This is a genomic window from Halorubrum cibi, from assembly GCF_900182635.1.
GTDB classification, from domain to species: Archaea; Halobacteriota; Halobacteria; order Halobacteriales; family Haloferacaceae; genus Halorubrum; species Halorubrum cibi.
Window position 1 is genome coordinate 124,602 of sequence record NZ_FXTD01000008.1, and the last position, 17,545, is coordinate 142,146.

A 17,545-nucleotide genomic window follows, 5' to 3' on the forward strand; every position below is an offset into this window, starting at 1 on the left:
GGGTTACTCGACGTCGACTTCCTTGATGTCGCCGCCGCGCTCCTTCAGGAGGACGCGGTGGCCACAGTAGGGACAGCGGACGCCGCCGTACTCGTCGAGCGTGACGTCGCGCTTACAGCGGGAACACTTGTAACTCATTATTCCTCGTCGGCGAGCGCGGCGCGGATGGAGCGGCGGACAGTGCGGCCGCCGGGGGTCTCGGGGCGGTAGGCCCCGCCGGTGAACGTCTCGCCGGTCTCCTCGTTCACCCAGATGCCGGTGCCGACGCGCTTGACGTCGTCGCCGTCGACGGTCGCGTTCTGCATCTCTCCCTCGATGTCCTTGACCCGCTTTCTGGCGACGCGGCCGTAGCGAGCCCCGAATCGGCCCGCACTGCCGGTGCTTCGTGCCTTGTCCTCAGCCATAGTGTGCCCGAGTACCGTCAGCGTGGGTAAAAAGGCTACGAGTCGGCCACGCCCGTGCGCCTCCGTGGCGTATCCGTTCCTCGAACTCACGTTTCTCGGATGCGTCCTCGAAGGAACCATCGCTCACTGGCGAGGTTCGTCGATCGAATCGAGATCGGAGTGAGTAGAACGGGTCGTTGCTAGCGCGGTGAACACCGCCAAAGCCCCAGTCGCGAGGACTCGCGCGGCTTGTTGCGCGCTTCGGTCGCTCGCGCTGCTCGCTCCCTCAGTGCTTACTGCGCCGTGCTTCGTCCTTCCGAGAGACTTCGTCTCTCGACTTCCCGCTCGCTTACGCTCGCGGGAATCACGACTGCCCCTTTGAGTCCCACCCCGCTCAGCCCCGCACCTCATACCTCCCCAGCCTCGCGGTTCGCGCTCTTCGAGCGCTCACCGCGTCCCTCGCAGTCGGACTCGCGCCCTCCGGGCGCTCACCGGCGCGCCACCGCACCGCGAGTCGGATCGGTACTCGCACGACACCGACCACAACGACTAATACTACCCAGTAATACCACTAAGTCGTATCATGGACTTCGACGGCTTCAGCGACGTGAGCGAGACCGACGTAACGCGCGCCATCGGGCAGGACTGGTCCGAGGAGTTCCTCGAGTTCTCCGAGAGCGACGTCATCGTGGTCGGGGGCGGCCCGTCCGGGCTGATGGCGGCGAAAGAGCTCGCCGACCGCGGGGTGAAGGTGATGGTCGTCGAGAAGAACAACTACCTCGGCGGCGGCTTCTGGCTCGGCGGCTTCCTCATGAACAAGGTGACCGTCCGCGACCCCGCCCAGGAGGTGCTCGCCGACCTCGGCGTCGACTTCGAGCCCGCCGAGGGCGTCGAGGACCTCTACGTCGCCAACGGGCCGGAGGCGTGCTCGGGGCTGATCAAGGCGGCCTGCGACGCGGGCGTCAAGGTCCAGAACATGACCGAGTTCACCGACCTCGTCGTGCGCGAGGACCACCGCGTCGGCGGGATCGTGATGAACTGGACGCCCGTCCACGCGCTTCCCCGCGAGATCACCTGCGTCGACCCCATCGCGGTCGAGTCCGAGGTCGTGATCGATGCCACCGGCCACGACGCGGTCGCGATCAACAAACTCGACGAACGGGGCGTCCTCGAGGTTCCCGGCATCTCCCACGCAAGGGAGCACAACACTGGGATGGACGCGACCGACGACGACGAGTACGGCGCGCCCGGCCACGACTCGCCGGGCCACGACTCGATGTGGGTCGGCGAGAGCGAGGACGCCGTCGTCGAGCACACCGGCGTCGTCCACGACGGACTCGTCGCGAGCGGGATGGCGGTCGCGACCGCCTACGGCCTCCCGCGGATGGGACCGACCTTCGGCGCGATGTTGGTCTCCGGCAAGCGCGCGGCGCAGGCCGCGCTCGACGACCTCGACGTCGACGCCGGCGACGTGCGGCTCTCCTCCCGGCCCGCCCCCGCCGACGACTGATCCCGTCCGCACGCGACTCCTAGTCCCGGCTGACGTCGAGGTCCTCGTCGACCCGGAACCGGATCCCGTCCGGCGTCTCGTAGACGAGGTCGTCTCCGTCGGCGATGACCGGCCACGACATCACCGTGGCGATGCGATCCCAGCCGGGGTCGACCCCGTTTCTCGCGAAGAAGTCGGCCATCGGCTCCCGGTCGTCGGTGGCGTAGAGCGGATGTGCGATGTGCCGGCGTCCGCAGTGATCACACGCGAACCGGATCATCCCGTCGTGGTTCACGTGGCGGAACCCGTATCCGTCGTCTCCCGGCTCCTCGCCCTCCGCGGGGGGGAGCGTGACCGTCACGTCGTGACCGCAGTTCGGACAGAACCCGTCGGCCATCGCCCGGAAGGTGTGTACCGAGCGGAGATGGGAACGCTCGAAGGCGGTCTCGATGTCGACTCCCGACACGCCCGACGGCGGATACGCGAGCGACGCGAGCGCTCCGTCGAGGACGAGTTCGTGATCGATCAGTCCGATACACTCCTGACACTGCGTCACGAGATATCCCCTGCGGTAGAAGGCCCGGATCTCCCCTCCACAGCGGTAACACTCCCCGTCGACCGGTTCGGCCTCGACGGTCGGATCGTCGGTGAGTATGCCGGTCCGTCGAAGTCGAACCACCTCGCGGCCGGACTCGGCGAGCCGGTAGCCGCTCTCGGTCTTCGTGACGAACTGGTCGGTGAGCTTGTCGAGGTGGTAGCTGAACCGGCCGCTGTCCTCGACGCCCACGTCGGCTTTGATCGTCGAGTACGCGGCGTTGCCCGCGATCGGCCCGGACGCGACCGTCAGATCGTACAGCGAGTCGAGGATCGCGAGCCTCACCTCGCTGTCGAGCACGGAGAACGCGAGCGCGTCCCGAGATCGAATCGCGGCGATACTGTCCATTCGTCCGTCAGGTGTGGTAGTAAGTGCTTATGTATTTCGTTCAAAATGACATGTCATGCGTTCCGGACACACGGGTCACGGTCCGAGGCGTGCGAACGGTCGGCCGTACGGGCCGCGATCGGACTCCGGGAGATCCGTCGTGATCGTCCACGATCGTTCTCGATGGATACGCCGAAATACGACGGCTCGGGTGTGTATTCCGGCTTCTCTCGTTCCGATCGGATCGCGGCTCGACCGTGTGTCTTTTTCCGGCGCTGCGCCGAACTGGACGTATGCGAAACGCCAAGATCGTCTGTACGCTGGGTCCGGCGTCGGACGGCCGGGACGCGATCCGCGACCTCGCGGCCGCGGGCATGTCGGTCGCCCGACTCAACGCCAGCCACGGGACGACGGCCCACCGCGAGGACGTCATCGAGCGCGTCCGCGCCGTCGACGACGCGATCGACGACCCGCTCGCGGTGATGGTCGACCTGAAGGGACCGGAGGTCAGGACCGCCGAGATCGACGACCCGATCTCGATCGCGACCGACGCCGAAGTGACGTTCCACGAGGGCGAGGACGCCACGCCGGAGCGGATCGGGCTCACCCACTCGATCGCGGCGGCGGCCCCCGGCGACACGATCCTGCTCGATGACGGCCGGATCGAGTGTCGCGTCGAGCGGGTCGCCGAGGACGGCTCGGTCGTCGCGCGGGTGGTCTCCGGCGGCGAGCTCGGCTCCCGGAAGGGAGTCAACCTCCCCGGCGTCGCGATCGACGTCGACCTCATCACGCCGAAGGACGAGGACGAACTCCGCCTCGCCGCGCGCGCCGACGCCGACTTCGTCGCCGCCTCGTTCGTCCGCGACGCCGACGACGTGTACCGGATCGCCGACCGGCTGGAGGAGTACGGCGGCGACGACATCCCGGTGATAGCGAAGATCGAGCGCGCGGGGGCCGTGGAGAACCTGACGGGCATCGTCGACGTCGCCGACGGCGTGATGGTCGCCCGCGGCGACCTCGGCGTGGAGTGCCCGCTCGAGGACGTTCCCATGATCCAAAAGCGGATCATCCGCACCTGCGTCAACGAGGGCGTGCCCGTGATCACGGCGACCGAGATGCTCGACTCGATGGTCCACTCACGGCGACCCACCCGCGCCGAGGCCTCCGACGTCGCCAACGCGGTCCTCGACGGGACCGACGCGGTGATGCTCTCCGGCGAGACCGCCATCGGCGACCACCCCGTTCGGGTCGTCGAGACGATGGACCGGATCGTCCGCGAGGTCGAGACCAGCGAGGAGTACGCCGAGACGCGCGAACAGCGGGTCCCGACCGCCGCCACCGATTCCCGGACCGAGGCGCTCGCGCGCTCGGCGCGGTACCTCGCACGCGACATCGGCGCGTCGACCGTCGTCGCGGTCTCGGAGTCCGGATACACCGCCCGCAAGACGGCCATGTTCCGCCCCGGCGTCCCGGTCGTCGCGACGACGCCGAACGACCGGGTTCGCCGCCAGCTCGCGCTTTCTTGGGGCGTCCAGCCGGTCACCACCGAGTACGCTCACGACATGGAGACCGTCCTCGACAACGCGGTCGACGCCGCCCTCGACACGGGCGCGGCCGCCTCCGGCGACACGCTCGTCGTCCTCTCTGGAATGTTGACGGAACTCGAGGGGACGAACACCACGAACACGCTGAAGGTCCACATCGCGGCCGAGACGGTCGCCACCGGGAAGGCGGTCGTCGCCGGCCGTGTCGCCGCACCCGTCTCTCGAAGTCCGGACGGCGACCTCTCCGCGGTTCCCGAGGGCTCGATCGTCGCGCTCGGCTCCGACTTCGAGGGCGAGTTCACCGGCGATCTCGACCGGATCGCCGGGATCGTCGACGCCCGTCCCGGCATGACCGGGTATCCGGCCGTCGTCGCCCGCGAGCTGGGCGTGCCGATGATCTCGGGCGTGACACTGCCCGATTCCGTCGCGGACGGGACCACGCTGACGCTCGACGGCGAGCGCGGCGTCGTGTACGACGGGGACGTGATCGCGCCCGCCAGTCGGCGATAGCGCCCGGTCGAGCCGTCGCCTCCGAATCGCGCCCGCCAGTCATTTATCCGGCACGCGTCTACGGCGAGTATGAGCGGCGACGACACCCGAAGCCGGGCGAACGAGGTCCGGACCGACGAGGGGGACGACGAGGGTCGCGAGTGGCGCTTCAGCGTCGACGACGTGGGCCCCGACGGGGTGACGGAGGACACCTCGACGCCCGAGACGGAGCCCATCGAACCGGGTTCGATCGACGCCGAACACGCCGTCTTCGTCGTCCTCGGGGTCGCGCTCGTCGTCGGCGTGTTCGTGTTCGGGTTCTGATCGGTCGACGGCGTGAATCGAGTGAACGAAGTCCCGAATCCCGCCGGGAGACGTGACGCCCCGGCAGCCGACCGCCTTTTCGCCGGTCAGTTCATCAGTTCGCCGCCGTTCACGTTCAGCGTCTCGCCGGTGACGAACCCTGCGTCCCGGAGGTACGCGGCCGCCTCGGCGATGTCCTCGGGTCGACCGAAGCGGTCGACGGGGATCGCTTCGAGCTGTTCGCGCTCCTCCTCGGGCGTTCTGTCGCCGGTCATGTCCGTCTCGACGTGACCGGGCGCGATCGCGTTCACCCGCACGTCGGGCGCGAAGTCGCCGGCGTGGCTGCGGGTGAGCGAGACGAGTGCGCCCTTCGAGGCGGCGTAGTGACACTCGATCGGCGCGCCGGTGTGCGCGAGGATGGAGGAGACGTTCGAGACCGAGGGGCCGTCCGCGGAGTCGCGGAGGTGCGGCAGCGCCGCCTTCGTCACGTTGAACGCGGAGTTGACGTTCACGTCCATGACCCGGTCGAAGTCGGCCGGGTCCAGGTCCTCGGTGTACACGTGCTGGTCGATCCCGGCGTTGTTGACGACGTGGTCGACGCCGCCGAACGCGTCGGCGGCGGTCTCGACCAGTCGGGCGGCCGCCTCGGGATCCGAGACGTCCGCCCCGACGACGACCGCCTCTCGGCCCAGGTCCCGGACCTCCGCCGCGACCGACTCGGCGGCCTCCTCGCTCGTGTGGTAGTTGACGGCGACGTCGTAGCCGTCCTCGGCGAACCGAAGCGCGATCCCGCGACCGATCCCCCGCGACGACCCCGTCACGACTGCGGCTGGCATGTCTCTCCGGTCCGGGCCGACCGACTTCGTCCTTCCGGACCCGGCGAAAGAAGTGGTGGAGACACCGACTCGCCGGCGCGTGCCGGGGTCATCGACCGTCCGTCGCCTCACCGACCGTCTGTCGACTCACCGATCGTCTGTCGTCTCACCGAATACACCGGCGTCACGGAACCCGACCTACCGTCACCTCGAAGGGAACGAGTTCGACGCGCTCGTACTCGCGCTCGCGCATCGCCGCGACGACGTCGCGACCCATCTCCCGCCAGCGCCGGCGGAGGTCGTCGTACGCCGCCGCCGACAGCGCGTTCCGAAGCTCCTCGCGGTGGTCATCGAGCCCCGCGCCGGACGCCTTCCGGGCGGCCGACTCGAGGGCCGGCTCGGCGTACGGCGGGGCCGTCCGCTTCTCGTGGAGGTACCGCCGCGTCCGGACGTCGACGAGGCCGGCGTCCACGAACAGCGACTCGACGCGGTCGCCGAGGGCCACGTCGGTCTCCACGCCCGCGAGGTACGCCTCCCGTGCCTCCCGCTCGAGGTCGGCCTCGCGATCGACCGTCGAGGAGACGGTCACGTCGGCGTTGTTCGGCTCCACGGCCGCGACCAGATCCGCGGAGACCCGCGCGAGCTCCCGCACCGCCCGCGCCGGCTCGGGTAGGTTGACCAGCAGCGCCTGACACGCCGCGAGGTCGACGGCGTCCTCGCGGAGCGGCAGCCGGGTCGCGTCCCCGGCGGCGTACGAGGCGAGCGCGGACGTCTCCTCGCGGGCGACGTCGAGCAGGCTCGTGTCCGCGTCGATCCCGATAACGGTCGCGTCCGGTCCCGTCTCCTCGGCGAGCACGCGAGTGAACTCACCTGTCCCGCAGCCGACGTCGAGGACGCGCTCGCGGTCGGGAAGCGAGCAGTCCGCGAGCGCCTCGCGCCCGTCGGCCCACATCCCCTCGCGGGTGAACTCGAGGTACTCGGCTGAGAACCGTCTCACGCCGCCCCGTTCGCGGCGGCGCGGATTAAGGGGCGGGGTTCACTCGCTCGACCCGATCCCGACGAGGTCGGCGACCAGCGCGGCGGTGACCCCCGCACAGAAGCCGACGAACGCGCTCGCGACGCTGTGGGTCAGAAACGAGCCCGTGAGCTCGGCGATCCACACGCCGTCGACGCCCGAGACCCCGATCGCGCTCGCGACCGCGAGGGACGCCCCGAGGACGACGACCGGAACGACGCCGACCGCCAGACAGGCCGGTCCGCCGCAGCGAGCGTACGCGCCGACGGCGGCGATCGGCGCGGGCGCGTACACCGCCACGAACGGCAGGGTCCGCGCCGAGAGGGTCGTCACCGTGCGGTGATCGATCGCGCTCGCCACGAGGGTCACCGCCGCGACGAGCCCCACGGCGACGGTGAACCCGACCACGAGCCCGACCGCTCGCTCGCGTCGGCGACCGAACAGCAGCGCTTTCGTGGTCGTCATGCGTCGCGTTCACACGCCGGACGGACTTAAAAGCGCGTCAGACGGGATCTTCCCCACCTCCACGTTCTTCGCGTCGTCCCCCTTCGCGTCCTCACTCGTGGCGAAGCTCCCGGACGCGCTCGACGTTCCACGCGAAGCTTTTGCCGTCCTCCGTCGGGGTCTCCAACACGAACGGGACGTCGGCGAGGTCGGGGTGGTTGATCACCCGCTCCATCCCCTCCTCGCCGATGAGCCCCTCGCCGACGTGGGCGTGTTCGTCCTTGTTTGTGCCGCAGGCGTGTTTCGAGTCGTTGAGGTGGACACACTTCAGATGCTCGAGCCCCACCACGTCGTCGAACTCCGCGACCGTCTCGTCGACCGCCTCGGCCGTCGAGAGGTCGTAGCCGGCCGCGAACGCGTGGGCGGTGTCGACACAGACGTCGACGTCGGTCTCCGTCCGGTCGATGACGCCCGCGAGGTGTTCGAACTCGCCGCCGAGTTTCGTCCCCGCGCCCGCGTCGCTCTCGATCAGGATCGTCACGTCCTCGGGGACGTCGACGTCGTCGATGACGCTCGCCGCGTTGTCGAGCCCGCCCTCGACGCCCGCACCGGTGTGGGCTCCGAGGTGGACGTTCACGTAGGGGATCCCCAGCGCGGCGGCGGCGTCGACCTCCCGCTGCATCGACTCCAGTGACTTCTCGCGAAGCCCGTCCTTCGGCGTACAGAGGTTGACGAGGTAGGAGGTGTGGATCACCCACGGCCCGTCGAGGTCGCGCTCGGTGTGCTCGCGGAACAGCGCCGCCTCCTCCTCGCCGATGTTCGGGTCCTCCCACACCTGCGGGGAGTGGGTGAAGATCTGCCCGCAGTTGCCGCCGAACTGCGTCTGTCTGAACACCGCGTTCGCGATGTTTCCGTGCGGGGGCGTCTCGGGATCGTTGGATGCTCTCGACGTGGAGATCGAGACGTGCGCGCCGATCTTCAGGCTCATACGAGCGATAGACGGGGGAGGGGAAAAGCCGCTTCGGAAGGCGCGCGATCGAATCACTCCCGATCGCCCGGACGCGAGCGAACCCAGTCGTCGTCGCGGTACCGCGCCTCGACGAGTTCGCTCGCGCGGTCGAGTTCGGCGTCGGTCCACGACCCGTCCCGATCGAGCGAACCGACTCCGTCCGATCCGTTCCCCGCCTCCACCCACGCCGCGAGCGACTCCTCGACCGCCCGAACCGCCTCCTCGCGGTCGATGTCGGCCAGTTCGTCGATCCCGACGACGCGCTCGCGAAACGTCTCGGGGGCGACCGGCGGGTCCGCGAACGCGTCGAGGTGTGCCTCGGCGTCGACCGAGAAGGAGAGCGAGCCGTGCTGGACCACCGCGTCGCGGGTGCGGTACTGCGCGTTGCCGGCGATCTTCCGGCCCGCGGCGACCACGTCGTGAGCCGGGTGGAGCTCCCGAAGGTAACACGCGGGGTGGTACAGCTCCGGGACGGCCTCCTCCACGTAGTCGGCGTCGATCCCGAGCCGGTCGAACGCCTCGAGGATCGGTTCACACAGCAGGTGGTAGGCGTCGAGCAGCTTGCCCGGCACGTCCCCGGCGGGGACGGCGATCGAGTAGGCGATATCGCCGTGGGCGTCGTGGAGGATCCCGCCGCCGCCGGTCCGTCTGCGGGTGACGTCGACGCCCGCACGCTCGCAGGCGTCCCAGTCGACGGTCTCCGGGTCCTGTCCGTACCCGAGCGTGAGACAGGTCGGGTCCCAGCGGTACGTCCGGACGGTGCCGGGTCCACCCTCGCTCGCGGTCTCGGCCGCGACTTCGTCGAGCGCCATCTGCATCGGCCCCGGTCGACGCTCCTCGCGGATCAGCCGCCAGTCACCCTCCGGCGCGGTCATGCGTCCCCGTCGACGCGGCGACCCGAAAGCGGTTGCGTTCGTCGGCAGATCGCGATCGTTCTCGATTTGTTATCGCGACATGCGATTTATAGTCGTGATTCGGCGAACGCGGGCCGTTTTTAGGAATCCCCGGAGTAGGGGCCGTATGGTACGCAACGTCGCCGGCGACATGGCGGATCTCGACCCCGAGGACTTCTACCTCCTCTCGGGCGTCGAGCAGGGGATGCGCTTCTCTGAGTGGGTTCGCCGCGACAAACTGCCCGACTACGCCGATCTGACGGCAGAGGAGATCGACTACCGGATCGACCGGTGTCTCGACCGCGAGCTGATAGAACGAAAGACGATCCAGTACGAGGGCTACCAACTCACCTTCGAGGGGTACGACGCGCTCGCTCTCCGGACGTTCTCCGAGCGCGGGACGATAGACGGCGTCGGTTCACCGCTCGGTCTCGGCAAGGAGGGCGACGTCTACGAGGTCCAGTCGTTCAAGCCCCTCGCGCTGAAGTACCACCGCGAGGGGTACACCAACTTCCGGGCGGTCAACCGCGAGCGCGAATACACCGCCGACCGCGACCACGTCTCGTGGATGTACACCGCGCGAAAGGCCGCCGAACGGGAGTACGAGGCGATGGAGGCGCTGTATCCCGACGTGGCGGTTCCCCGCCCGGTCGACCACAACCGCCACGCGATCGTGATGGACAAGTTCGCCGGCGTCGAGCTCGCCCGAGCCAAGCTCGAGCCGAAACAGGCGGCGGGCGTCCTCGATCTGATCTACCGGGAGCTGGTGACCGCCTACGAACTCGGCTGGATCCACGCGGACGTGTCCGAGCACAACGTCGCCGTCTCGGAGGACGGCGTCACGGTGTTCGACTGGCCGCAGGCGGTCCCGACCGACCACGAGAACGCCCGCGAGTTCCTCGAACGCGACGTCGCCAACCTGCTTCGGTACTTCGGTCGGAAGTATCCCCACGAGATAGACCGTGAGACCGATACCGCGGCGATCGCCGCGGCGATCGCCGACGGCTCCTTCGAGACGGTTCGATCGTTCGAGAGCTGATAAATCACATTCTGCGATATAGAAATTGTACGTGATGTTGCGAATGCCAGCCAAAACGTACAGAGGAAACTGAACCCAGAGGAGTGAGACCCGGCTACGCGGATGCTACGAATTCGACGACGCCGAGATGGTCGTGGTTTTCGGTCGGCGACGCCTCGGGAAGACACGGCTCGTCCAGCACTCGCTCTCCGACCGTGACGACGCAGCGTCTATCAGGCCACGGAGACCACCTCGCAGATACAGCTCGACGAGTTCGTCGATGTCGCCTCGGAAAACTTCTCCAGCATCACGCAGATCAAACGGAACTGGGAAGCGCTGCTCGGATATCTTGGAGATCAGGACGGAATCGTGGTCCTCGACGAATTCCCGTATCATCGAAGCCGACGAGAGCCTCCGTCGTGGTTCAGCGACTGTGGGAACAGCGGCTCCGGAACGCTGATTCTGATCGGGTCGTCGATCAGTATGATGGAAGAAGGACGCTTCTCGGGAACAGTCCCTTGTATGGGCGATTCACCGAACGACTTGACCTCAGACCTCTCAACTTCGCTGCTACACGGGAGTTCGTTCCGAACGAGACCTCGGAAGGACTCTCACCGAGGAAGTCCTCTCCCAGAAGGGACCTCCATAACGACCCGGGGTACGTGCTTCGCTCCGAACTCACGGACCCGAACCGATACTTTGCGATCCTCACCGCCATCGTCGCGGGAAAGACGACGTCGAGCGAGATCGCTCAAGCGATAGGAACCGATGGGAAGCAGATATCCACGTACACACAGAAGTTAGAACGGTTGCGGCTCATCGAGCGGGAGGTCCCGATCACCGAAGAGAAGGCGAAGTCACGCCGGACGCGCTATCGAATCCTGGATCCGCTGTTCCGGTTCTGATTTTGCTTCGTTTACGGCAAGGAGGATCGATACGAGCGCCTCGGGGAGAACGCCTACGACGCGGTCATTGAGCTGGATCTCTCGGATTTCGTGAGTCACGAGAGACTCTGCCAAGACGCACTCCCCGGCCTCTACCCCGCAGAGACGTTCCTCGATATCGGTCGCTGGTGGTACAAGGAACACGAGGTTGACGTCGTCGGATTCAGCACGGACGGGAAGATGGTCGTGGGGGAGTGCAAGTTCACGAACGCACCGCTTGACTACGGAGCTCTCGCCTCGATCGAAGGCCACGCCGCCGAGATACGCTGGACGCCGGACCGCGGTGAGAGGGACGCTGAGTACGCCTTATTCACCCGAAATGGTGCGACACAGTCGGTTCGAGAAGCCACGTCCGAGCGCGATGACGTACAACTTTTCGGGCTGGGAGATGTTACGGAACACGCGCGTACGCTCTCAAACACACGAGGGCGGGAGATGTTCGATAGCCGCTGCTCAGAATTGAACTAATCGCGGAACAGACTAATGGATTTTGATAAAACAGCGTAAGAACGGCTAGAACGCCCGTTTGCGTTCTAGAACTGTTCTTACTCGTTTCCGAACATCTGGCGCATCATCGGATGCATCTCCATGAGCTGCTCTTCGGCGATCTCCTCGTACAGCTTGTACGTGATCGAGACCGCGAGGAGCAGCCCGGTACCGGAGACCTGTCCGATGGTGCCGAGTAAGTTCGCCATCACGGCGAGCAGCCCGACGAGCGCGCCGCCGATGACGGTCACCTGCGGGATGTAGCGCTCCATGACCTTCTCGACGACCTGCGGGTTCCGCCGGAATCCGGGAATCTGCATCCCGGAGTTCTGGATCTGCTGGGCGGTCGCCTCCGGCCCCATGCCGGTGGTCTCGACCCAGAAGATCGCGAAGACCGCCCCGCCGACGACCATGAACGTCAGGTCGATGGCGAGCCGAACGGCGATCATCCACGGCTCGACCGACGCCGGGATCTCGCCGAGGAACCACATCCACTCCGTCCGCGCTTGGATCGGATTCAAGTAGTAGAACAGCCCGGAGAGGGGTTCGCCCTGGTCGCTGTACTCGCCGAGCCACGCGGGCATCCCCGCCCACTGCGAGGAGAGGATCTGCCCGAGGAACTGGACGTTCGCCTGAAGTGCGCGAACGAGGATCATCGGCAGGACGGACGCGTAGATGAGCTTCACCGGGAATCGTCCCCGAGCGCCCTTCACGCGGGCGTGTGACAGCGGGATCTCGACGCGGACCGACTCCGCGTACACGACGATCCCGAAGATGAACACCGTCGTGAACAGCGCCAGGACGTTACCGGGGTCGAAAAGCAAGTTCTGGAGACCCTCGGCCGTGAACGGCGACAGCGAGACGGGGACGTCGCCGAAGACGATCCCGTACCAGCTCGCGAAGAAGCCGGGGGCGCCGAGCGCCGAGAAGCTGAAGAAGCCGCCGACGATCTGCTGGCTCACGGCGGCGATGATGAACAGCCCCACGCCGGAGCCGACGCCCCACTTGCTCACGATCTCGTCCATGAACAGGATGAGGACGCCGCCGACGAAGATCTGTGCGAAGATCAGGACTTGGACGCCGAACTCGCCGATCCCGAGCGCCTGTCCGACGGCCTGATCGGCTGGAAGGAACTCGCCGGTGAACACCATCGGTGCGGCCGTAAGGGCCGTGACGATGACCACCAGAAGCTTCTGGAGGCCCTGATAGAGGACCTGATCGCGCGGGTCGTCCGTGTCGAGCCCGAGCAAGTTCGCGCCGCCGAGCAGCTGTAAGACGATGGACGCCGTGACGATCGGACCGATTCCGACCTGTAACAGCGAGCCCGACTCTCCGGCCAACACCGAGCGGAACTGCCCGAAGAAGTCGCTCCCCTGTCCGGCCGCCAGGCCGAACGGGTTGATGTTGGTCAAAAAGAAGTAGACGAGCAGGATCCCCGCCGTCCACATGAGCTTGCGTCTGAACGGGACGTGCCCCGCAGGTCGCTCCACGACGGGCATCCGCGAGAGCACCGGTTCGGCGACCTCCTTCCAACTCATCGTTACGCCTCGTCAGTCTCGTCGTCGGAAGTGTTTTCTGCTTCGTCGGCGGCTTCCTCGGCGCGCTCCGAGAGCGTCGCCTCCCCGCCGGCGGACTCGATCCCCTCGACCGCCCCGGCCGTGAACGCGTCGGCGGTGACGCGGAGCTCGCGGCGGACCTGTCCGCCGCCGAGCACCTTCACCACGTCGGCGTCGTGACCGTCCTCGACGACGTCGCGGGCGTCGATGACGTACGCGTCGCCGTCCTCCTCGGCGAGGCCCTCCGCGACGTACAGCGCTGCGTCCTCGTCGAGCTTCTGGGCTTTGACCTCGAGGACGTTCGTCTTGGAGTCCTCGGGCCGCTTGAAGCCGTGCTTGCCGAGCGGTCCGTAGTTGTGGTACTCGTGTTTCGATCGACCGGCCGCACCGCGACCTCCGCGGTGACCGGCGCCGCGCCGGTTCTTGTGCGTGCCGCCTCCGTGCGTCCGGGAGCCGCGCTGTCGGCGTTTCTTGCTCGTCATCGCATCGCCTCCAGGAGCGCGTCGATCTCCTCGGTGGAGTGGCGTCCGAGTTCGCCACCCTCCACGATCGGGTGTTTGATGCCGTCGTGACCGCCGCGCGGGGCGTGGAGACGGAGCGTCGGGGAGAGACCCTGCTCGCGCAGCGTCGTCTCCTCGGCGACGACCGCCTCGGCCAGCGCCGCCACGTCGTCGTAGTCGGTGTGTTCCGCGATCCACTCGTCGTCGACGTCGGCGTCGCCCTCGAGGGGCTCGCCGCGCCGCTCGATCGTGGCCGTCACCGTCTCGACGCTCGGCTCGCCGAAGGCGACCAGATCGTTCACCTTCGTGATCATGCCGCGGTAGGAGTCGGTCTCCGGAACGAACGTCGCGTGGTTGACGCGCCCGACGTTCAGCATGTCGAGCGTGTCGACGACGCCTTCGTTCACGTTGACCTCTCCGCGGAGTTGAACGATCGCCTGCATCACTCGCTCACCTCGTCGTAGTGGACCTGGCGCGCGTGCTGGGGCGTGCGGGACTGCGCCGCGTTCTCCAGCGCGTTGAACGTCGCCTTCGCGAGGTTCACCGTCGTCCGGGTGTTGCCGTCGGAGTTCGTCCAGGCGTCCTCGACGCCGGCGAGCTCTAAGATGTTCCGCACCGTCTCCGCGGCGGCCAGCCCGAGTCCCTGCGGGGCGGGCTTTATCTCCACCGTGACGGAGCCGGCCTTCCCCTTCGCCGTCCGGGTCAGCGAGTTCGTGCCGCCGGGCTGGTCCTCCCACGAGCCCGAGCCGCGGTCGACCTCGATGACGTTCAGCTTCGCGACGTCGATCGCCTTCTGGATCGCGCCGCCGACCTGGTCGTCCCGCGCCTGCGCGTATCCGAGGTAGCCGTCGCGGTTGCCCACCGCCACGACGCACCGGAACTTCACGCGTCGGCCGGAGTCGGTCATGCGCTGGACCATGTTGATGTCCAGCACCTCGTCTTCGAGCCCCGGAAGGAGCTGGTCGACGATCTCGGCCTCCTTCAACGGGAGGCCGGAGTCGAGCGCCTGTTCCATCGACGTGATGTCGCCGTCCTGTACCTTGCGGCCGAGCCGCGTTCGCGGTTCCCAGCCGTCGTTGTGTCTACTCATGGTCCTCCTGTAGCTCGTCGAGCACGGTATCGAAGTGCTCGGGTAACTCGCCGGCGTCGAACTCCCCGCTGTACAGCGGCTCGTCGAGCTGCTCGGCGTACGCGGCGATGTGCTCGCCTCGCGTGCGCGACCAGTCGGCCAGCACGTCGTCGTTGTGGGGGATCTCGAGGCCCGCGTCGATCGCTCCTTCCTGTACCGCGAACGTCTTGTTGCCGGGCGTCGCCGTGTTGAGCCCGATGTCGAGGACGGCCTCCTCGAGGCCGGCCTCGACCGCGCGAGCGCCCGCGAGGTATCCCGTGAGGTACGCGCTGGGGAGGTTGCCCGTAGGGGCTTCCCAGCCGTACTCCGCGAGGTCCTCGCTGGAGGCGGCCGCGTGGGTCTCGTCGCCGTCGGGTCCGGGAGTGACCAGCTGCGCCCTGACGTGAGCGTTGCTCACCCGGGCGACCAGGCGAGGCTTGCCCGATTTCAGCAGGCGCAACCTCTGGTGGTAGTCCGTCCGGACCTCTCGGCGACGACGCATCGGCACCTTGTATCGTGGTCCTGTCGCCATTAGTCGTTCACCTCGTAACCGTACTGCGTCCGGATGTACGCCTCCAGCCGAGCGACGTCCTCGAACTCGCCGCCGCTCGCCTTGTTGTAGAGCGTGCGGTACTCCGTGGCGTCGAGGACGTCCTCCCCGTCACGGAGTTCCTTCAGGCGAGCTCGCTGTGCGCGGATCCGCGCCTTCCAGTCGTCTTTGGTGTTCTGTCGCGCGCCGGCTTTCCCCTTCCGGGAACCGGCACCCTTCTTGTGGCCGTACGAGCGCTTCTCCGCGCGCTCGCGGGCCCGACCGCGGGAGTTCGTCTTCGCGTCTTTCGCGCGGATCGTTCCCTGCTCGATGAGCTCGCGAACGTCCTCGCGGGTGATCGCGTCCTCGATCTCCTCCTGTGCCTCGGGGTCGAGCCAGACGCGGCCCTTGCCGACGTCGAGTTCGTCCGCGGCCAGTCGTTTCTGCGCCTTCAGATCACTCATCGTCCACCTCCACCTCGACGTAGGTCGGGTTCAACACGCGGATGTCGCGCTCCTCCGCCTCGTCCTCGATCAGTTCGCGCTTGCGACCGCCGACCTTCGAGGCGATCCGCACCGCCTGCGTGTCGCCGTCGACGCCCTCGAGGTCGTCCGTGTTGTGAACGCGGACCTCCTCGAAACCGCTCGGGTGGAGGTCGCGCGAGGCCGTCGGCGAGCGGAAGCCCGCCTCGACGACGGGACCCTTCGCCTTCATGCGACGGCGCTGCTTGGAGAGCCCGCCGCGCGGCTTGCGCCACGACGTCGGGATCCGCTTTTTCTTGTGGTAGTCCTGCCGGTTGAACTGCGGTTTCCCCTCGCGGTGCTTCTGTGCGAGCGCGCGAGCGGTCTCCTCGTCCAGGTCCGGCGTCTTCTCGGCGTGGCCGCGGGGACGAAGCTCCGTCTCGACCTCCTCGTCGGACTCGGCCGCCGCGGCCTCCTCCTCCTCGTCGGTCTCGTCTTCGATCTCCGCTTCGGCCTCCTCGTCGACCTCCAGACCGCCGACGTCGGCTTTGATACGCGCGGCGAGCGCGTTGCCGACGCCGTCGACCTCGGAGAGCTCCGACTGGGAGGCGGCCTTCACGTCCTCGACCGTCTCGTAGCCGGCCTCGCGAAGCGCGTCCGCCTTCGAGGGACCGACGCCGCTGATGTCTTCGAGTTCGTCTGCCATGTCAGGCACCTCCGGTCGGCTTCTCGACGATGTACACGCCGTCCTGGAAGACGCGCGTGTCCTTGTCGGTCACCTTGGTCAGCTGTTCGATGTCGGCGGCGGTCTGCCCCACGGCCTCCTTGTCGGAGCCCGAGAGCGTGACCGTCTCGCCGTCGACCTGTACGTCCGTGTCTCCGCGGATCGGGGTGCGTCGCTGCGCCTTCTCGCCGAGGAAGTTCTCGATGACGACTTCCTCGCCCTCCACGCTGACCTGCATCGGGAAGTGGGCGTAGTACACTTCCATCGTGTACTCCCACCCCTCGGTCACGCCGTGGACCATGTTGGAGACGTGGCTCTCGAAGGTGCCGACCGTGGCGTTCGTCTTCGCGTCCTCGTTCTCCGAGGCGATAACGACAGCACCGTCCTCGACCGACACGTCGATGTCGGGGTACCAGAGGCGTCGCGTGACGCTCCCGTTCGGCCCCTCGACGGTGAGTTCGAGGTGGTCGGTCTCGGCGGAGACGTCGTCCGGAATCTCGATTTCGACTCTGTTCATTGTTAGTAGACGTATGCGATCACTTGGCCGCCGATGCCCTCCTCGCGGGCCTCGTAGTGGCTCATGACGCCGTGGCTCGTCGTGACGACCAGCGTCCCGTAGTCACGGGCGGGGAGGTATCGCTTCTCCCACTTCTCGAAGTCGTCCGCACCCGCCGAGTAGCGGGGCTTGACGGCGCCACATTCGTTGATCGCGCCTTTCAGTTCGACCTCGAACTTCCCGGCTTTCCCGTCGTCGACGTACTCGAAGCCGTCGACGTACCCGCGGTCGTAGAGGACCTCGAGGACGGAGCCGATGATGTTCGAAGCGGGCTCTACCGTGTACGACAGGTGGCCAACGCTCTCGGCGTTGTCCACGCCTGCGAGTGCGTTGGCGAATGGATCGTTTCCTGTCATG

General features: G+C 67.3%; 21 protein-coding genes and 1 pseudogene. 5 read left to right on the forward strand and 17 right to left on the reverse strand.

The features are described from left to right. Positions 1–3: 3 nt before the first annotated feature. A complete protein-coding gene (locus tag FN829_RS11550) occupies positions 4–138 on the reverse strand; it encodes a DNA-directed RNA polymerase subunit P (RefSeq protein WP_007994536.1) in 135 nt (44 codons plus the stop codon). Then, a complete protein-coding gene (locus FN829_RS11555) occupies positions 138–404 on the reverse strand; it encodes a 50S ribosomal protein L37 (RefSeq protein WP_066414134.1) in 267 nt (88 codons plus the stop codon). Before FN829_RS11555 ends, FN829_RS11550 begins: the two co-directional genes overlap by 1 nt. A 562-nt stretch (positions 405–966) precedes the next feature. Between FN829_RS11555 and FN829_RS11560 the strand changes: the two genes are divergently transcribed. After that, complete coding sequence (locus FN829_RS11560; protein WP_221929841.1) at positions 967–1,893, forward strand: sulfide-dependent adenosine diphosphate thiazole synthase; 927 nt, start codon at positions 967–969, stop codon at positions 1,891–1,893. Between the two features lie 19 nt (positions 1,894–1,912). Here FN829_RS11560 and FN829_RS11565 read toward each other — a convergent pair whose 3' ends face one another. Next, positions 1,913–2,815 carry a DUF7351 domain-containing protein gene (locus tag FN829_RS11565; RefSeq protein ID WP_142987129.1) on the reverse strand — a complete coding sequence of 301 codons (903 nt, stop codon included), beginning with the start codon at positions 2,813–2,815 and terminating at the stop codon, positions 1,913–1,915. 272 nt (positions 2,816–3,087) lie between these two features. On the opposite strand from FN829_RS11565, the gene pyk reads away from it, so the two are divergent. Both pyk and FN829_RS11575 read left to right on the forward strand, forming a co-directional pair. Then, the gene (gene pyk / locus FN829_RS11570) at positions 3,088–4,848 is read left to right on the forward strand and encodes a pyruvate kinase (RefSeq protein ID WP_142987130.1); all 1,761 of its coding nucleotides are present in this window, start codon (positions 3,088–3,090) and stop codon (positions 4,846–4,848) included. 69 nt (positions 4,849–4,917) lie between these two features. Beyond that, positions 4,918–5,151: a DUF7312 domain-containing protein gene (locus tag FN829_RS11575; RefSeq protein WP_185955749.1), complete on the forward strand. Its 234-nt coding sequence runs from the start codon at positions 4,918–4,920 to the stop codon at positions 5,149–5,151. Between the two features lie 86 nt (positions 5,152–5,237). On the opposite strand, the gene FN829_RS11580 is transcribed toward FN829_RS11575, so the two are convergent. From FN829_RS11580 to FN829_RS11600, 5 genes are all read right to left on the reverse strand, one after another. Next, positions 5,238–5,966 (reverse strand): 3-oxoacyl-ACP reductase family protein, encoded by a 729-nt coding sequence (locus FN829_RS11580; protein ID WP_142987132.1) that lies wholly within the window; start codon positions 5,964–5,966, stop codon positions 5,238–5,240. 163 nt (positions 5,967–6,129) lie between these two features. Continuing rightward, positions 6,130–6,942, reverse strand: a complete 813-nt coding sequence (locus FN829_RS11585; RefSeq protein ID WP_142987133.1) for a class I SAM-dependent methyltransferase — start codon at positions 6,940–6,942, stop codon at positions 6,130–6,132. Between the two features lie 39 nt (positions 6,943–6,981). Beyond that, complete coding sequence (locus FN829_RS11590; RefSeq protein ID WP_142987134.1) at positions 6,982–7,425, reverse strand: hypothetical protein; 444 nt, start codon at positions 7,423–7,425, stop codon at positions 6,982–6,984. A 91-nt stretch (positions 7,426–7,516) separates the two neighbouring features. Continuing rightward, positions 7,517–8,392 (reverse strand): deoxyribonuclease IV, encoded by an 876-nt coding sequence (locus FN829_RS11595; RefSeq protein WP_142987136.1) that lies wholly within the window; start codon positions 8,390–8,392, stop codon positions 7,517–7,519. A gap of 53 nt (positions 8,393–8,445) precedes the next feature. Then, entirely contained in the window at positions 8,446–9,288 is an 843-nt protein-coding gene (locus FN829_RS11600; RefSeq protein ID WP_142987137.1) for a lipoate--protein ligase family protein, read from the reverse strand. Positions 9,289–9,433: 145 nt separating this feature from the next. Here FN829_RS11600 and FN829_RS11605 point away from each other — a divergent pair, with 145 nt between their 5' ends. Together FN829_RS11605 and FN829_RS16455 are read left to right on the forward strand one after the other, a co-directional pair. Beyond that, positions 9,434–10,345, forward strand: a complete 912-nt coding sequence (locus FN829_RS11605; RefSeq protein WP_142987138.1) for a serine/threonine-protein kinase RIO2 — start codon at positions 9,434–9,436, stop codon at positions 10,343–10,345. A gap of 88 nt (positions 10,346–10,433) precedes the next feature. After that, a pseudogene (locus FN829_RS16455) lies at positions 10,434–11,736 on the forward strand (ATP-binding protein); the annotation flags it as partial. A gap of 77 nt (positions 11,737–11,813) precedes the next feature. On the opposite strand, the gene secY reads toward FN829_RS16455, so the two are convergent. From secY to FN829_RS11655, 9 genes are read right to left on the reverse strand one after another with little or no spacing between them, the layout of a single operon-like run. Continuing rightward, the gene (secY, locus tag FN829_RS11615; protein WP_142987139.1) at positions 11,814–13,292 is read right to left on the reverse strand and encodes a preprotein translocase subunit SecY; all 1,479 of its coding nucleotides are present in this window, start codon (positions 13,290–13,292) and stop codon (positions 11,814–11,816) included. 2 nt (positions 13,293–13,294) lie between these two features. Continuing rightward, complete coding sequence (locus FN829_RS11620) at positions 13,295–13,792, reverse strand: uL15m family ribosomal protein (RefSeq protein ID WP_142987140.1); 498 nt, start codon at positions 13,790–13,792, stop codon at positions 13,295–13,297. Then, a complete protein-coding gene (locus tag FN829_RS11625; protein ID WP_142987141.1) occupies positions 13,789–14,253 on the reverse strand; it encodes a 50S ribosomal protein L30 in 465 nt (154 codons plus the stop codon). The genes FN829_RS11620 and FN829_RS11625 overlap by 4 nt, the downstream gene beginning before the upstream one ends. Continuing rightward, entirely contained in the window at positions 14,253–14,900 is a 648-nt protein-coding gene (locus tag FN829_RS11630; RefSeq protein WP_142987142.1) for a 30S ribosomal protein S5, read from the reverse strand. The genes FN829_RS11625 and FN829_RS11630 overlap by 1 nt, the downstream gene beginning before the upstream one ends. Next, a complete protein-coding gene (locus FN829_RS11635; RefSeq protein WP_142987143.1) occupies positions 14,893–15,450 on the reverse strand; it encodes a 50S ribosomal protein L18 in 558 nt (185 codons plus the stop codon). Before FN829_RS11635 ends, FN829_RS11630 begins: the two co-directional genes overlap by 8 nt. Further along, entirely contained in the window at positions 15,450–15,911 is a 462-nt protein-coding gene (locus FN829_RS11640; protein ID WP_142987144.1) for a 50S ribosomal protein L19e, read from the reverse strand. The genes FN829_RS11635 and FN829_RS11640 overlap by 1 nt, the downstream gene beginning before the upstream one ends. Next, on the reverse strand, positions 15,904–16,614 hold the full coding sequence (locus FN829_RS11645; protein ID WP_142987145.1) for a 50S ribosomal protein L32e: 711 nt from the start codon (positions 16,612–16,614) through the stop codon (positions 15,904–15,906). Before FN829_RS11645 ends, FN829_RS11640 begins: the two co-directional genes overlap by 8 nt. A gap of 1 nt (position 16,615) precedes the next feature. Continuing rightward, entirely contained in the window at positions 16,616–17,149 is a 534-nt protein-coding gene (locus FN829_RS11650; protein WP_142987146.1) for a 50S ribosomal protein L6, read from the reverse strand. A gap of 2 nt (positions 17,150–17,151) precedes the next feature. Next, positions 17,152–17,544 (reverse strand): 30S ribosomal protein S8, encoded by a 393-nt coding sequence (locus FN829_RS11655; RefSeq protein WP_142987147.1) that lies wholly within the window; start codon positions 17,542–17,544, stop codon positions 17,152–17,154. Between the last annotated feature and the right edge of the window lies 1 nt (position 17,545).